This window comes from Micrococcus cohnii, assembly GCF_014205175.1.
In the GTDB taxonomy this organism is placed as follows: Bacteria; Actinomycetota; Actinomycetes; order Actinomycetales; family Micrococcaceae; genus Micrococcus; species Micrococcus cohnii.
Genome location: NZ_JACHNA010000001.1, coordinates 1,812,501 through 1,827,060, shown reverse-complemented (window position 1 = coordinate 1,827,060; position 14,560 = coordinate 1,812,501). Strand labels below are relative to the sequence as shown.

The window sequence follows — 14,560 nt, the reverse complement described above, 5'->3', positions numbered from 1 at the left end:
GGGCCCGCGGTCACCCCCGCTCCCGCCGTCGCCCCACTCCCCACCGTCATCAGGAGGAATCTCGCATGACCATCGCCGAGGAGAAGTTCGAGACGGTCGACGTCGACCGTTCCACCCGTCCCGCCGCGACCGTCATGAAGCGCCGTTCCGGCGTCTTCGCCGACGAAGGCGGCCCGACCGTGCGCCCGCCGGCGGCCGCGCACCTGTCCGACGAGCAGGTGGCCCAGCTCGGCCGTGAGCTCGACGCCGTCCGTGATGAGGTGGTCGCCCAGCGCGGCGCCTCGGACGCGAAGTACATCCGCACCGTGATCCGCGTGCAGCGCCTGCTCGAGCTGGGCGGTCGCGGCACGATTATCGCGAGCAGCACGAAGGTCGGCTGGGTCCTGGGCACCGCGATGCTCTCGGTCGCCAAGATCATCGAGAACATGGAGATCGGCCACAACGTCCTGCACGGCCAGTGGGACTGGATGCGCGACCCGGACATCCACTCGACCACGTGGGAGTGGGACTTCGTCACCCCGTCGCGAGCGTGGCAGCACACCCACAACGACCTGCATCATCGCTGGACCAACGTCATCGGCAAGGACAACGACGTCGGCTACAACGTGCTGCGCATGGACGAGTCCGAGCCGTGGCGCCCGCGCCACCTGCTCAACCCGGTCATCAACGCCGGGCTCGCCCCGATCTTCGAGTGGGGCATCGCCCTGTACGACCTCGAGATGAGCGCCGTGAAGTCTGGTGAGAAGTCGAAGGAGGCGCTGCGCGCGGACCTGAAGGCACTCGGCGTGAAGGCGCTCAAGCAGTTCGCCAAGGACTACGCCGCGACCCCGCTGGCCGCGCTCGCCTTCACAGGCAGGGGGAAGCGGGCGCTCGGCGCGACTGTCGCGGCGAACGCGATCCGCAACGTCTGGGCGCACTCGGTGATCTTCTGCGGCCACTTCCCTGAGGGGACGGACACGTTCTCCGAGGAGATGGTCGAGGGGGAGACCCGCGGCGACTGGTACGTGCGCCAGATGATCGGCTCGGCGAACATCTCCGGCTCGCCGGCCATGCACTTCATGACGGGCAACCTCTCCCACCAGGTGGAGCACCACCTGTTCCCGGACATCCCGTCGAACCGGTACGCGCAGGTCGCCCCGAAGGTGCGCGACGTGTGCCGCCGCTACGGGCTGCCGTACACCACGGGCCCGCTGTGGAAGCAGGTCGGCTCGGCGTGGGCAAAGGTGTTCCGCCTGGCCCTGCCGTGAGGCTCTGACGGGCCGCTGTGGGGCGGTGCCGCGCCACCCCTCACGCGCCTCACCGAGAGGGCGAGGCAGGGCCCGGGGGCTGGGTCGTGTCCGGCTTCCCGGGGCCCGGCTCGGCGCCCTGCGGCGCGTACGCAGGTGAACGGCGTTCGGCCTCCCAGTCATAGGTGCCGTCGGGTTCGCCGAATCCGCCGTCGAGAGGGGAACGGACGAGGGCCTCGTCGGAGCGGGTGGCGGTGCAGGGCCCGTCGCCTCGGACCACGAGGAGCTTCTCGGTCGGGGTGTCCGTGTGCTCAGCGATGATGCGCAGGCCGCTGCCCTCGTGGGTGCCCGTGAAGATCGTCGTCGACGGCCCGCCCGGGTGTCGGCCAGGCCCGACGTCGATGTGCCACCCCCGATCACGCAGGATCGCCTCGAGCGGTTCTGCGGTGCTCTTCGCCGCGTCCAGGGTCTCGGCCTCGGACGCCATGTCGAAGATCCACCGGACCTCGTCGGTGTCGGGGTCGAACTGCGTCAGGCCGGAGCAGGGCTCGACTCGTGCTTTGCGCAACTTCTCGACCCCCATCCGATCGCGTACCTCGGGCATCTGTTCCTCGAGGACGCGACGCTGGTCGTCCAGTGTGGGGGAACCGGCGGCGGGCTGTGAGTGCATGGTGTTCTTCTCTCGGCTCGATACGGGCTCGGCGGATCCCGAGCCGTCGTTCGTGGTCGTCGTGCAGGCGGCGGCCGTCAGGCAGAACGCGACGGTGGCAGCGGCCACCACGACGGGTCTGGCCGTGACGGTGCGGCCGTGCAGCGGGTGGCGGGTCATCGGGGGCGCTCCTTGCCGGTCGACTCCCTGTATGCGTCGTCGAGAGCGGTGTGGGGAAAGTCGTCGGGCCTCCGGAACTCCTCGGGGCGCGCCCGGACGGGGTCGTCCTCGTCGAAGGGGCGCCAGTCGGACTCGATGCCCAGCTCCGGATAGACGTCGTGCTCCTCGAGAACACCGTTGATGTTCCGCAGCGCCAGCGTGTCTCCCTGGAGGTAGTCGCTGTGGCCGCCGTGGTCACCGTCGCCCACGACGCTGGTCCGGGACCCGTCGGCACCGAAGGCCACGCCGCTCTCGAGCTCCACGACGTCGTCGAAGACCCATCGGGGGTTCGAGGAGCCGCCGACGAAGCCCTGGGAGTCGTAGACCGTCTGGCCTCCGACCGCGCTCTGCGCCGGCGTGTACCCCTGCGCCAGCGAGATGACGTCCTTCGGGTTCTGGATGAGGTAGCGCTCTGCCTCGGGGTTGCCCATCTGCGCGGAGGGGTCACCGCTGTCGTGGGCCAGCGCGTCGACTGTGCGGTCCACTCCCTGACCTGGCCCCGCGGGGGCCACATAGACGTGCGCGTCGAGCTTCATGCCGTGCCGTTCTGCCGTTCCGGTCATGGCGGATCCGGCGGAATGGGACGCCCACACCTTCCTGGCGTCCTGGCCCGCGGTCTGCAGCTCGAGAGAACGATCGAAGGCGGCGAGCCTCGGGCCGCCCTCCCGGTTGTACCGGCCGTCGAGGTTGTCCGGCACGGTCGGGGGTAGCTCGGTGCCGGCCCAGTAGATGGAGTAGGTGCTGACCGGGGCGTTCCCGTCCATCTGGTCGAGCGCGCCGTTGTATCCCTTCGCGCTCTTCAACGTGGTGGTGGTGCCTGGCGTGAATCCCATGATGTGCGTGGTCTGAGAGCTCACGGAGCCTCGAGCGGTGACGATGGTGCCGGTGCCGCTCGTGTCGAGGAAGAGTGTGTCGTACCCCGGCTCGACGCCGGACGCCGCGGTCAGGTGATGCGGGCGACCGTAGGCGGCGTCGGCGTCCTCGAGCCCGGCGAGGACGACACGTGCGTCCTCCAGCTGCTTCTCGAGCTCGTCGGCGCGGCGGCCCGCCTCGCGACCTTCCTGAGTGGTGTGGCCCATCGCTCCGGTGCTGGTCCTCTCTGTGCGTCGCAGGGACGCGATCCGGTCCTCCAGAGCATCGATCTTCGCCTGCGTCTCTTGGCGTGCGCCGTGCACCGTGACCTGATTGACCTCGCCTCGGCTGTTGAACGGGACGCCGTTCAGGTTGCCGAAGACGGCGGGGTACTGCCACAGGAGCTGCTGCTGCTCCTCGTCGGTGAGGCCGTCCCACAGGGTCGTCATCTGATCGACGTCCGAGGCGTTCGCGGCGGGGTCGTGTGACGTCAGGAACCGTTGGACGTCACGCACCCGGGCGCTGTCGGTGGGGGCGTCGAGGAAGTCCTTCACACCGCGGCCGGCGAGGACGCGGGCGGTGTAGGGATGTTCCTCGAGCCACCTCTGGCGCTCCTGCCGGTCCATGCCGGACAGCAGCATCCATGCGTCCTCGCCTCGATCCGCTGTGACGTCCCCATACACCGTGCTCCAGTCGAGCGGACCTCCGTCGAAGGTCTCGCCGGCGCCCAGTGGAAGATCGCCGTTCTCGCCTCCGCTGATGCCGCGCAGCGCGCTCGCCAGATCCTCCTGGGCCGCGTGCCAGTCGGTCTCGAGGTCGGTGCACGCGGAGTTGAAGGCCTGGATGCGGCTCTCCACTGCCGCCTTCGCCTCCGGGGAGGCGGCCGTGGCCGACGCGAGCACGAGAGCCGCGCGCTCGGTCTCGAGAGACGCCTGGGTCAGCTTGAGCATCGACGCCGTCGCAGCGAACGTGTCCACGGCGGACTGACAGGAGTTCATCGATGACTCCCAGTCGCTCACGGGCCGGGTGACGAGGTCGAGCCCCTCCCACACCCGGTTTTCGAACTCGGAACTGTGGAACGACGTGCGCAGGCCACGCCAGGAGGCGAGTGCGTCGTCCTGAGCGATGTTGAGGGCCCTTCCCGCGGCGGAGATGCGGTCCGCGGCATCGGTGAGAGCGGTGGGGGCAACATCGATTGCGGGGACCTCGGAGATTGCAGTGGTCATGGGTCAGTCCTTCAGGTCCTGCAGGTTCGACGCGGCCGCTGAGGGCAGGGCGCCCTGAGCGGAGGAGGACATGGCCTCGTCCATGGTCACGAACGTGGCCACAGCCCTCCCCACGCACGACGCCTGGTGGTGGACGGTGCTCGCGGCGCGGGTGGGGAGTTCGCCGAATCGAGACCAGAACTCGGAGAACGCCTGGGACGCCGTCGGTGCGCCGGCGAGCGCGTCCTCCAGGGCGGTGCTGCCCACCTGTGCCTCGGTCGCCGCTTCCTCCATGTGCTGGCCCGCGTCCACGGCGCCGTTGAGAGCGGTCGTGGTTTCGGCCGGAGCGATGTCCACCGTGGCCATGCGTGTCCCCCTGCGTGCGATTGAGTCTGTGACATCAGTTGCTAGTGGGTGTGCATCCCGTCGGTCAAGACCCGGTGACAGCTCGACCCCGGCCCGTCAGGAACGCCCGCAGCCCCGCGAGGTCGTCGGTGTTGATGTGGTCCACCCCTGCCTCCGCGAGCGTCGTCCAGAGGTTCTCGCGCATGCGGCCGGGCAGGTCGTTCGTCGCCCAGAAGCGCACCCGGTAGCCGGCGGCGTGCGCCTGGCCCACGTAGTCGTCGAGGCGGCGGCGCTGGAACGCGGGCATCTGCCCCAGCCCGTGCCACGTGAACATCGCCGTCCAGTTCGCGGAGACCAACGGCATGAACGAGGCGGGCAGAGCGGAGGCCAGGTCTTCCGGGCGGCCGTCGAAGAACGAGCGACGGGTGCGTGCGGCGAGCATGGCCTCGCGCGGCCGGTCGCCGCTGATCACGGCCTGTACCGCGCGCCGGCGCACCCTGCCGTCGCGCACGCGCGTGACGATGCGGTCGTGCTCGGCCAGCTGCGCCTCGATCACCGGCCAGGTCTGCTCACCGTCGGACTTGATGTCGATCAGCAGCTGGAACGGGCCGGAGTGGTCCGGCAGGATCTGCTTTCCGTTTGGGGAGGCTAGGCGTGCTAGCGGCTCGAGGTAGGCCTCGCGCAGGGTCGGGGCGCCGTCGAGCTCCCACGGGTCGTGAGCGACGCGCAGGTCGCCGTCGACGAGCCACACGTCGGCCTCGACGGACGTGAAGCCGTGCGCGAGGGCGTCGAGCAACGGGCGCGGATGCTCGTAGTCGTTGTGGGCGTGCGCCTGCGGCAGGGCGGAGCCGAGCGTCACGCGCGACGTCGGGCGGCGTCGCCAGGCGGCTTGAGAGGCGGCGATATCGGCGGGGCGACCGACCGCGCGGGCGGAGGCGTGCGGGGCGGCAGCGCCGGCCAGGGCGGCGGCTGACCCGGCGGCGAACGTGCGGCGGGAGATCTGCATGGGGTTCCTCTCTGGGGCGGGCGTGCGCCCGCGCGGACGCGCACGGGCGCAGGGCGTGCCCTCGAGTGTGGGTGCCCCGGCTGACGGCCCCGTGAACCGCGGGGAGAGCGCGGGTGACGCCCTCCCGGGAGTTCCCTGCGAGCCGGCGCCGTCAGCGGCGGCCGGCCGTGATGAACTCCGTGACGTCGTCGACGAACCGGTCGGTCTCCTCGTAGGGGAGCATGTGGCCGGAGCGCTCGTAGACGCGGAACTCGGCGTGCGGGATCAGCTCGGCGACCTCGCGGCCGACCTTCGGCGGGTTCAGGCCGTCGTCGGCGCCCGAGAGCACGAGGGTGCGGGCGGTGATCGACGGCAGGTACTCGCGCAGGTCGAAACCCTGGACGGACTCCTCGATCCTTTCGCGCTCGTCCTTGCTCAGGTTCTCGGCCTCGTTGACGGTCGACATGATCTCGCGGCGGCGGTCCTCGTCCGTCGACTCCGACCAGATCGCCTGCTGCAGGGCGGCCATGACGTCGTCGGCGGAGGCGGTCTGCGGGTCCAGGCCCGCGTTCTCGGCGGCGGTGGCCGTCGACGAGGTCGTCCCGGCGGGTTTCGGGGCGACGAGCACGAGCCGCTCGAGCTGCTCGGGCGCGAGGGCGGCGGCGCGCGCGGCGATGTACGAGCCCATCGAGTAGCCGACGATGTTCGTGTCCCGGTAGCCGTACTCGAACATCAGCTGGGTCAGGGCCTGCGCCTGGTCGTCGAGGGTGAACTCCTCGAGGCGTTCGGACTCGCCGTGGCCGAGCATGTCCGGGGCGATGACGTGGAAGCGCTTGGCGAGGCGTTCGGCGATCGGTCGCACGGACTCGGAGTCGCCGTGCAGGCCGTGGATCAGGAAGAGGCCGGGGTTCTCGGCCGCGCCGAAGACCTCATAGCTGAGCGTGCCGTGGTCCAGTTCGAGTGCAGGCATGGGCTGGAGGTTATCCGAGCGGTGTCGTCGCGAGGAACGCCCGGGCGGTGCGGCGGCGTGGTGGAGCGGCGGCCTCGACCCGGTGGCGCGGGCCCGCGCCCGACGGCGCGCCCGCCTCAGGCGAGGCGCTCGGCGAGGATCCCGAGGAACTCATCGGCGCGCTCGAGGTCGCGCGCGAGCTTGGCGCGCCGGGCCTGCGCGTCGGCCTGCATCGCGTCCAACTCGGCGCGCGCCTGCCGCCGCTCCGCCTCGGGGCCGTCGCCCTCGGCGATGTCGAGCAGCTCGAGCAGTCGGCCCATCTCGGCGGTTGAGTAGGACAGCGCCTTCATGCGGCGGATGGTCATGAGCCGGCGCATGTCCTCGTCCGAGTAGACGCGGAAGCCGCCGTCTGTGCGCTCGGACGGCACCAGCAGGCCGATCTGCTCGTAGTGGCGCAGGGTCCTCGACGACAGCCCGGACCGCTCGGCCACCTCTCCGATGTGCATGCTCGCTCCTCGTCTCGTGCTCGCAGGTGACCGTGTGGTGCCGGCCAGCCCTCAGGCGCGTCCGCACCGGTCGTCCGCCATGTCGGGCCCTTGGTGGCCTGGGTCTCATTCTCGCGCGACGCCTCCCGGCAACCCTGACGCATTGTTAAGGTTGGGTTAGACCTTGACGTGATGTGAAGTTTACGGCATCGCCTCCCGCCCCGCCCCGCGAACCCGAAGGAGCCCCATGTCCACTCGCGCCCCCGTGGCCGACGCCCCCACGCCGGAGCAGCGTCAGTCACTGGCCCTGACCGTTCGCCGGCCCGGTTGGCTCAAGACCGAGGTGCTCGGCGGCCTCGTCGTCGCTCTCGCCCTGATCCCCGAGGCCATCGCGTTCTCGATCATCGCGGGGGTCGACCCGCAGGTCGGCCTCTATGCGTCGTTCGTCATGGCCGTGACCACCGCGATCCTCGGCGGCCGCCCCGCCATGATCTCCGCGGCCACCGGCGCAACGGCCCTCGTGCTCGCCCCGCTCGTGGCCTCTCACGGCCTGCAGTACATGCTCGCGGCGGTGATCCTGGCCGGCGTGTTCCAGATCCTGTTGGCCGTGCTCGGCGTCGCGAGGCTCATGCGGTTCATCCCGCGCTCGGTGATGGTCGGCTTCGTCAACGCCCTGGCGATCTTGATCTTCACCTCCCAGATCCCCGAGCTGCTCGGCGTGCCGTGGGCCGTCTACCCGCTCACGCTGCTCGGCCTGCTCATCGTGTTCGGCCTGCCGCGATTCACCGCCGTCGTCCCGGCGCCGCTGGTGGCGATCGTCGTGCTCACCGTCCTCGTCCTCGCCCTCGGCGTCTCGGTGCCCGATGTCGGCTCGAAGGGGGAGCTGCCCGACGCCCTGCCGCACCTGCTGATCCCGGACGTGCCGTTCACTCTCGAGACGTTCCAGACGATCGCGCCGGTCGCTCTGACGATGGCGTTCGTCGGGCTGATTGAGTCGCTCATGACGGCCAAGCTCGTCGACGACATCACGGACACCGGCTCGGACAAGACGCGCGAGTCCGGCGCCCAGGGCGTCGGCAACGTCCTCTCCGCGCTGTTCGGCGGCATGGGCGGCTGCGCGATGATCGGCCAGACCATGATCAACGTGAAGGCCTCCGGCGCCCGCACCCGCCTGTCCACGTTCCTGGCGGGCGTGTTCCTGCTCGCCCTGCTTCTGCTGCTCGGGGACCTGGTCGCGATGATCCCGATGGCCGCGCTGGTGGCGGTCATGATCTTCGTGTCCTGGGCGACCTTCGATTGGCACTCGATCCGCCCCTCGACCCTGATGCGCATGCCCGTGCCCGAGACCGTCGTGATGCTCGCGACCGTCGTCGTCACGGTGGCGACCCACAACCTCGCGCTCGGCGTGGCCGTCGGCGTGCTCGTCGCGATGGTCGCGTTCGCCCGACGTGTGGCGCACCTGGCGCAGCTGCGTCGGGAGATCCGCGTGGACGAGCACGGCGAGAGGGCCGTGTACACGGTCTCCGGCGAACTGTTCTTCGCCTCCTCGAACGACCTGTACACGCAGTTCCGCTATGCCGAGGACCCGGATCGGGTGGAGATCGCCTTCCACGACGCACACCTGTGGGACGCCTCAACCGTCGCGACGCTGGACGCCGTGATCGCCAAGTACGCCGAGAAGGGCATCGAGGTGGACATCGTCGGCATGAACCAGGCGAGCCGTCGGCTGCGCGCGCGCCTGGCCGGGACGCTCGGCGGGCACTGAGCCTCGTGCGTCGTGGTCTCGGTCCGGGGGCGTTCATCGGGTCGCCCGGTCTGCGGCACCGTGGCCGTGGGCGGTGCAGTGGCGTCGCGTCGTCGCACCGGGGAGAATCGAGGCATGAACGCTGAGACCACCATCCAGGCCCGCTGGCATGACATCGCCGCCCCCTTCACGCAGACGGTCGGCCAGGTGGGCGACTGGCACGCGCCGACTCCGTGCGAGGGGTGGGACGCGGCCACCCTGCTCGACCACGTGGTGACGAGCCAGCGCGACTTCGTGGCCCGAAACGGACGCGAGGTGCCGGTGTTCGACGGCTCCCGCTCCGATGACCGCCGCGTGCAGTGGATCAAGCACGAGGCCGCCGTGGACGCGCTCTCGAGCGATGAGTCGTTCATTCAGCAGACGATGCGCACGGCGCTCGGGGAGGAGACCGTGGGCGAGGCGCTGCTGCGCTTCCACGGGTTCGACCTGCTCGTGCACCGCTGGGACCTGGCCCGCTCGCAGGGCCTGGTCGTGGAGTTCACCGACGCGGAGCTGGACCGGATCGAAGCCTCGCTGGACGCGTTCGGCGACCAGGCGTACGCCCCGGGCATCTTCGGCCCCGCCGTCGACGTGCCGGCCGACGCCGACCGCCAGACGCGGTTGCTCGCGCGCACCGGACGCGCGGTGTGAGGCCAGCGCGCACCGGACGCGCGGTGTGAGGCCAGCGCGCACGGGACGCGCGGTGTGAGGCTCCCGCCGCTCAGCCGTCGATCAGTTCGGTGAGCAGGGTGCGCACGCGGGCGTCGATGTCGTCGCGCACCAGGCGCATGCGCTCGGCTCCTTCGATGCCGCGCTCGCTCGGCTCATCGGTGACCCATGTCTCGATCGTGCCGGCCATGCCGTCGACCGGGTCGACGTTCGCCTCGGTGCCGAGCACCACGACCCGGTCCACTCGGGCCAGCAGCTCCGGGTCGACGGGCTTCGGCGTGCCGGCGGACATGTCCGCGCCGAGCTCGGCCACGGTGTCGGCCGAGAGCGCGTTGATCGCCTCCCCGGGGTGCGTGCCGGCGGAGTGCACCTCGACGGCGTCGCCGGCGTGCAGTCGTGCCAGGGCGGCGGCCATCTGGGACTTGCCGCCGTTCTTCTTGCAGACGAACAGCACGGACGGGCGTGCGGGGCTCGGGCTGGCGGTCATGGGGTGCCTTTCTGGTGCGGGCGGAAGGGAGTGCGGCTCAGGTGCGTCGGCCGCGGTTCAGGCGGCGGACGGCGTGTTCTCGGTGGTCTCGGCGGGGAACAGGCGGCGGCGCAGCGCCAGCGAGGCGTAGACGAGCGCCACGAGCACGGGAACCTCGATCAGCGGCCCGACGACGCCGGCCAGTGCCTGACCGGACTGCACGCCGTAGGTGCCGATCGCCACCGCGATGGCCAGCTCGAAGTTGTTGCCGGCGGCGGTGAAGGCGACCGTCGTGGCCTGCGCGTAGCCCATGCCGGCGGCACGGGAAGCCAGCAGCGAGCCGAAGAACATGAGTACGAAGTAGGCCAGCAGCGGCACGGCGATGCGGGCGACGTCCAACGGGTTGGTGGTGATGGCCTCGCCCTGCAAGGCGAACAGCAGCACGATCGTGAACAGCAGGCCGTAGAGCGCCCACGGGCCGAGCTTCGGCAGGAACGTCTCCTCGTACCAGGTGCGGCCCTTGGCGCGCTCGCCGAGCACGCGGGTGAGGAAGCCGGCGAGCAGGGGGATGCCGAGGAACACGAGCACCGAGCCGACGATCGCCCAGAAGGAGAAGGACGCGTCCGTGGTGGGCAGGCCGAGCCAGCCGGGCAGCACCTGCAGGTAGAACCAGCCGAGCACGCCGAAGGCGAGCACCTGGAACACCGAGTTGACGGCGACGAGCACGGCGGCGGCTTCGCGGTCGCCGCAGGCCAGGTCGTTCCAGACCAGCACCATCGCGATGCAGCGGGCGAGGCCGACGATGATCAGGCCCGTGCGGTATTCGGGCAGGTCGGGCAGGAAGGCCCAGGCCAGGATGAACATCAGGGCCGGGCCGATGAGCCAGTTCAGGACGATCGAGGTGGCCATGAGGCGCCGATCGGCGGTGATGCGGCGGGTCTCGTCGTAGCGGACCTTCGCGAGGACGGGGTACATCATCACGAGCAGGCCGATTGCGATGGGCAGCGAGACGTCGCCGATCGTCACGGCCTCGAGGGTCTCGTCGAGGCCGGGGACGACGCGGCCGAGCCCGAGGCCCAGCAGCATGGCGGCGACGATCCAGGCGGGCAGCCAGCGGTCCAGGAAGGACATCTGACGCATGACGGGGTCCGGGGAGGGCGCGGGCGTCGATGTGGCAGAGGCCGTGGACGCGGAGGAGCGGTGAGGCATGAGGGTCGTCCTGACGAGGGGAGGGGTGCTGCAGGGAGCCTATGGCGACGTATAGATGGGCGTCAATGTGTTGGCTAGGCTGGGCCGCATGAGTTCTCTCGCCACACCATCGCCGGTGCCCGCGACCGACGCGTCCTGTTGTTCGTTGACCGCGCGCGAGCTCACCGCCGCCGAGGCGGAGTCCGCCGCATTCGGCTTCAAGGCGCTCTCAGACCCGACGCGGCTGCGGCTGCTCTCGCAGGTCGCCGCGCAGGACTGCGCCACCGTGTGCGCGTGCGACCTCGGCGCCACGCTCGGGATCAGCCAGCCGACGGTCAGTCACCACATGAAGAAGCTCGTCGAGGCCGGCCTCGTCACGCGTGAGCAGCGCGGACGCTGGGCCCACTATGCGGTGGTGCCCGAGGCGTTCGCGCTGCTGCGCGAGGTGATCCGGGTCGGCTGAGCGTCAGTCCTGCTCGGGGTCAGGAGTCTGCGGCGTCTCCTCTCGGGTGTCCTGTGTGGTGTCGTCATCGGGCACAATCTGGGTGCCGCAGCAGGTGTCGTCCTTGGTGCGGCCAGTGAACAGGTCCTTGAGGCCCATGGTGCTTCTCCTTGGTGTCGTGGATGTGGCCGGTGTGTCCGGCCGGGATGTTCCTCATCCGGAGACGAGGGGGATAAGGAAACCGCCGCAGATCGCGGTCACGAGGATCGTGGCGACGAATATGACGACGAGTCGGGGGCGGAACAGGGCGGTGAGCATGGAGACCTCTGGGGGCGAGGCACCCGCCCCGCCGATCATGAGAGCGAAGACAGCGCCCAGTCCCACGCCGGCGGACTGCAGGGCGACGCCGATGGGGAGCATCGTCTCCGCGCGAACATAGAGCGGGATGCCTGCGACCGCGGCGATCGGCACGGCCCAGGGCTTGTCGTCGCCGGCGACGGCGGCGAGCTGTTCTTGGGGGACGACGCCGTAGATCGCCGCCCCGATCGCGACGCCCACGACCATCGGTGCCAGTAGCGGCCTCAGGTCTTTCCATGCCTCGTTCAAGGCCGGGCGGATTTCGCGGCGTATTCCTCGCCAGGGTGGCGGCTCCGTCTCGCCGACCACTTTCACCCGTTTGACTTGGGCTTCCAGGCCGAGCCGCTCCCATAGCAGCGGAGCGAGAAGTGTCAACGCGGCGGTGACGACGCTGTAGGACAGCGCCACCCGCCATCCGAAGAGCAGGACGATTCCGGCAATGACGACGGGGTTCAGCAGGGGTGAAGAGAGCAGGAACGTCATGCAGGTTCGGAAGGTGACGCCGGCCTTCAGCATGCCCGCCAGCATCGGGAGCGTGGAGCAGGAACAGAACGGTGTGATGATGCCGAGCAGGAGCCCCTTCACGGGGCCGGGAAGTCGGCCGTCGGCCATCCAGTCGCGGAGGCGTTCCGGCCCGAACCGGCGATTGATCAGTGCGACCAGGACGGACACTGCTGCGAACAGGGCGAGCAGTTCGAGCAGGATGAGCCCGAACGTCGTGAGCGTATGCATCATGCCCCGGCACCCCGTTCGTCGGTCGTGCAGCACGCGCGCTGCCCCTCGGGGGTGAGGGTGGCCAGGTGTGCGAGCCACTGGACCGGCGCGGCGAGCTGCTCGCAGCAGATGGCGTAGAGGTTCGAGCGGCCTTCGGGGAGGACCGAGATGAGACCGGCTGTACGAAGCGTGGCGATGTGGTGGCTGACGAGGGCCTGGCTGAGGCCGGTCGCCTCCTGGAGCTGCTTGTTCGTGTGCGGCCCGTCGGCAAGGGTCAGCATCAGCGTCAGGCGGTTCTCGTCGGCGAGCGATTTGAGCAGAGGCGTCAGAAGGCGAGCGTGATCGCGAGCGCTGAGGTCGGTCTGCGGCGAGGCGACATCGAGGGATGCGGGCATGGCGCCACCATAGACAAGTATCTACTTGTGAAACAAGTCGTCACTTGTGTGATGGGCGGCGTGCTGGCCGCGGGCGCCGGGTCGGTGGGCACAATGGCCGCATGACTGACCAGCATGAGCATCAGAACGTCCCCGCCGCCGAGGCGACCGCCTCCGTCACCGCCCTGCGCGAGCTCGCCGCCCGTCCTGCCGATGAGGCTCTCGACGAGGCGGCCGTGAGTGCCGCCTTCGCCGCCGATGCCGAGGCCCACGCCTGGGCCGTCGTCCAGGGGCGCCTCACCGCCGCCTTCGCGACCGGAGACTTCGTCACCGCGCTGCGGCTGGCGAATCAGGTGGGCGAGGCCGCCGAGGCCGCCGATCATCACCCCGACCTCGAGATCGGCTACGGCCGGCTCGGCGTCTCGCTGCACAGCCACGACGTGAACGCCCTGACCTCGCGGGACGTGCGCCTGGCACGGACGGTCTCGCAGCTGGCCGCGGGCCTGGGGCTCGACGCCGCCTGAGCCGGCCTCTCGGCCGCAGCCTGGGCCGGCCGCGTGCCCGCCGCGGGCGCCCGGATCGGGTGTGCGTGAGGCATGCCCGGCCCCTCCACTGCGGCATCCTGTGGATAACCCTGTGGGCAATGCACAAACCCTGGGGACAACTCTGTGGACGACGTCGGGCGGTCAGCTCCCGCCCGCCCAGCTCGCTCTCGTCGCCCTCACTCCGGCGCCGAGTGCGCCCGCACCTGGCGGTGCAGGTGTTCCATGCGGGCGTCCATGGCGGCGGCGGCCGTCGCCGCCTCGTTGAGCTCCGCGGCGATCTCGGCGGGCACGTCGCCGTCGAACTTGTAGTGGATCTTGTGTTCGAGCGAGGCCCAGAAGTCCATCGCGATCGTGCGGAACTGCACCTCGACGGTCACCTCCTGGGTGCCGGTCGAGAAGTGCACGGGCACGGCGACGATCACGTGCAGGCTCCGATATCCGCTCGGCTTGGGCTCGTCGATGTAGTCCTTGACCTGCAGCAGGTGGATGTCCGGCTGGCTCGTGAACAGCTCGAACACTCGGTAGACGTCCTCGGTGAAGGAGAGCACGACCCGGGCTCCGGCGATGTCCGTGATCTCGCGGCGCAGCACCTCGAGGTCGAAGGGCAGGCCGCGCCGGGCGGCTTTGCGCAGGATCGACTGCGCGGACTTCACGCGCGTGACGATGTGCTCGATCGGGTTGTGGTCGTGCAGGTGCAGGTACTCGTCGCGCAGCACCTCCAGGCGCGTCTCGACCTCGGAGAGCGCTGAGCGGTACTCGAGGTCGAACTGCTCGAAGTCCACGCGCATCCGTTCCAGAGCCTCCGCGACGTCCGAGGGCAGTCTCGACAGATCGGCGACCGCGGTGCCGCGGAAGGACTCGAGCGCCGCGCCGACCGATGCTTGACCCGAAGGAGGGGGTGTCAGCTCGTGTTCAGCGGCCTCCCCGCGATCGGGGAGGTCGGGGCCGGGGTGCTCGTTCATGGTGTCCAGGGTAGAAAGCGAACCTGCGCCGTCGCTGGACGGGTCCCCGGTCCGGTCTCAGCCCGTGCGGGTGCCCGACCGCCACGGCGAGCTCACCTGCCCCGGGGCGAGTGTGTCCGCGACCCGAGTCGTCCATGGCGCCCGT

Annotated in this window: 17 protein-coding genes; 5 read left to right on the top strand and 12 right to left on the bottom strand. The window is 70.2% G+C overall.

Translation table 11 applies throughout. The features are described from left to right. Positions 1-65 precede the first annotated feature (65 nt). Positions 66-1,247: a fatty acid desaturase family protein gene (locus HDA30_RS08295; RefSeq protein ID WP_184241775.1), complete on the top strand. Its 1,182-nt coding sequence runs from the start codon at positions 66-68 to the stop codon at positions 1,245-1,247. Positions 1,248-1,296: 49 nt separating this feature from the next. On the opposite strand, the gene HDA30_RS08290 is transcribed toward HDA30_RS08295, so the two are convergent. The 6 genes from HDA30_RS08290 to HDA30_RS08265 all read right to left on the bottom strand — a co-directional run bounded on the left by HDA30_RS08290 (position 1,297) and on the right by HDA30_RS08265 (position 6,936). After that, positions 1,297-2,055: a hypothetical protein gene (locus tag HDA30_RS08290; protein ID WP_184241773.1), complete on the bottom strand. Its 759-nt coding sequence runs from the start codon at positions 2,053-2,055 to the stop codon at positions 1,297-1,299. Then, positions 2,052-4,172, bottom strand: a complete 2,121-nt coding sequence (locus HDA30_RS08285) for a hypothetical protein (protein ID WP_184241771.1) — start codon at positions 4,170-4,172, stop codon at positions 2,052-2,054. Before HDA30_RS08285 ends, HDA30_RS08290 begins: the two co-directional genes overlap by 4 nt. 3 nt (positions 4,173-4,175) lie before the next feature. Further along, positions 4,176-4,517 carry a hypothetical protein gene (locus tag HDA30_RS08280; protein ID WP_184241769.1) on the bottom strand — a complete coding sequence of 114 codons (342 nt, stop codon included), beginning with the start codon at positions 4,515-4,517 and terminating at the stop codon, positions 4,176-4,178. Between the two features lie 64 nt (positions 4,518-4,581). Further along, positions 4,582-5,502, bottom strand: a complete 921-nt coding sequence (locus tag HDA30_RS08275) for a phosphatidylinositol-specific phospholipase C/glycerophosphodiester phosphodiesterase family protein (RefSeq protein WP_184241767.1) — start codon at positions 5,500-5,502, stop codon at positions 4,582-4,584. 151 nt (positions 5,503-5,653) lie between these two features. Continuing rightward, positions 5,654-6,451 (bottom strand): alpha/beta fold hydrolase, encoded by a 798-nt coding sequence (locus HDA30_RS08270; protein ID WP_184241764.1) that lies wholly within the window; start codon positions 6,449-6,451, stop codon positions 5,654-5,656. Between the two features lie 116 nt (positions 6,452-6,567). Next, positions 6,568-6,936: a MerR family transcriptional regulator gene (locus tag HDA30_RS08265; RefSeq protein ID WP_184241762.1), complete on the bottom strand. Its 369-nt coding sequence runs from the start codon at positions 6,934-6,936 to the stop codon at positions 6,568-6,570. Between the two features lie 226 nt (positions 6,937-7,162). On the opposite strand from HDA30_RS08265, the gene HDA30_RS08260 reads away from it, so the two are divergent. Continuing rightward, positions 7,163-8,680: a SulP family inorganic anion transporter gene (locus HDA30_RS08260; RefSeq protein WP_184241760.1), complete on the top strand. Its 1,518-nt coding sequence runs from the start codon at positions 7,163-7,165 to the stop codon at positions 8,678-8,680. A 114-nt stretch (positions 8,681-8,794) separates the two neighbouring features. Next, positions 8,795-9,349, top strand: a complete 555-nt coding sequence (locus tag HDA30_RS08255; protein WP_158496255.1) for a TIGR03086 family metal-binding protein — start codon at positions 8,795-8,797, stop codon at positions 9,347-9,349. A gap of 70 nt (positions 9,350-9,419) precedes the next feature. Here HDA30_RS08255 and HDA30_RS08250 read toward each other — a convergent pair whose 3' ends face one another. After that, positions 9,420-9,854: an arsenate-mycothiol transferase ArsC gene (locus HDA30_RS08250; RefSeq protein ID WP_184241758.1), complete on the bottom strand. Its 435-nt coding sequence runs from the start codon at positions 9,852-9,854 to the stop codon at positions 9,420-9,422. 57 nt (positions 9,855-9,911) lie between these two features. Further along, positions 9,912-10,973, bottom strand: coding sequence for an ACR3 family arsenite efflux transporter (gene arsB / locus HDA30_RS08245; protein WP_184241756.1), 1,062 nt, complete (start codon positions 10,971-10,973; stop codon positions 9,912-9,914). A gap of 157 nt (positions 10,974-11,130) precedes the next feature. Here arsB and HDA30_RS08240 point away from each other — a divergent pair, with 157 nt between their 5' ends. After that, on the top strand, positions 11,131-11,484 hold the full coding sequence (locus tag HDA30_RS08240) for an ArsR/SmtB family transcription factor (RefSeq protein ID WP_158496258.1): 354 nt from the start codon (positions 11,131-11,133) through the stop codon (positions 11,482-11,484). A gap of 3 nt (positions 11,485-11,487) precedes the next feature. Here HDA30_RS08240 and HDA30_RS10695 read toward each other — a convergent pair whose 3' ends face one another. Genes HDA30_RS10695 through HDA30_RS08230 form a run of 3 tightly spaced genes read right to left on the bottom strand, consistent with a single transcriptional unit; the run spans position 11,488 to position 12,929 of the window. After that, on the bottom strand, positions 11,488-11,622 hold the full coding sequence (locus HDA30_RS10695) for a hypothetical protein (protein ID WP_262337745.1): 135 nt from the start codon (positions 11,620-11,622) through the stop codon (positions 11,488-11,490). A 54-nt stretch (positions 11,623-11,676) separates the two neighbouring features. Continuing rightward, positions 11,677-12,555 carry a permease gene (locus HDA30_RS08235; protein ID WP_184241754.1) on the bottom strand — a complete coding sequence of 293 codons (879 nt, stop codon included), beginning with the start codon at positions 12,553-12,555 and terminating at the stop codon, positions 11,677-11,679. Beyond that, positions 12,552-12,929 carry an ArsR/SmtB family transcription factor gene (locus HDA30_RS08230; protein WP_158496260.1) on the bottom strand — a complete coding sequence of 126 codons (378 nt, stop codon included), beginning with the start codon at positions 12,927-12,929 and terminating at the stop codon, positions 12,552-12,554. Before HDA30_RS08230 ends, HDA30_RS08235 begins: the two co-directional genes overlap by 4 nt. 101 nt (positions 12,930-13,030) lie before the next feature. Between HDA30_RS08230 and HDA30_RS08225 the strand changes: the two genes are divergently transcribed. After that, complete coding sequence (locus tag HDA30_RS08225) at positions 13,031-13,432, top strand: 4a-hydroxytetrahydrobiopterin dehydratase (protein WP_184241751.1); 402 nt, start codon at positions 13,031-13,033, stop codon at positions 13,430-13,432. A 197-nt stretch (positions 13,433-13,629) separates the two neighbouring features. On the opposite strand, the gene HDA30_RS08220 is transcribed toward HDA30_RS08225, so the two are convergent. After that, entirely contained in the window at positions 13,630-14,415 is a 786-nt protein-coding gene (locus HDA30_RS08220) for a GTP pyrophosphokinase (RefSeq protein WP_158496262.1), read from the bottom strand. Positions 14,416-14,560 lie beyond the last annotated feature (145 nt).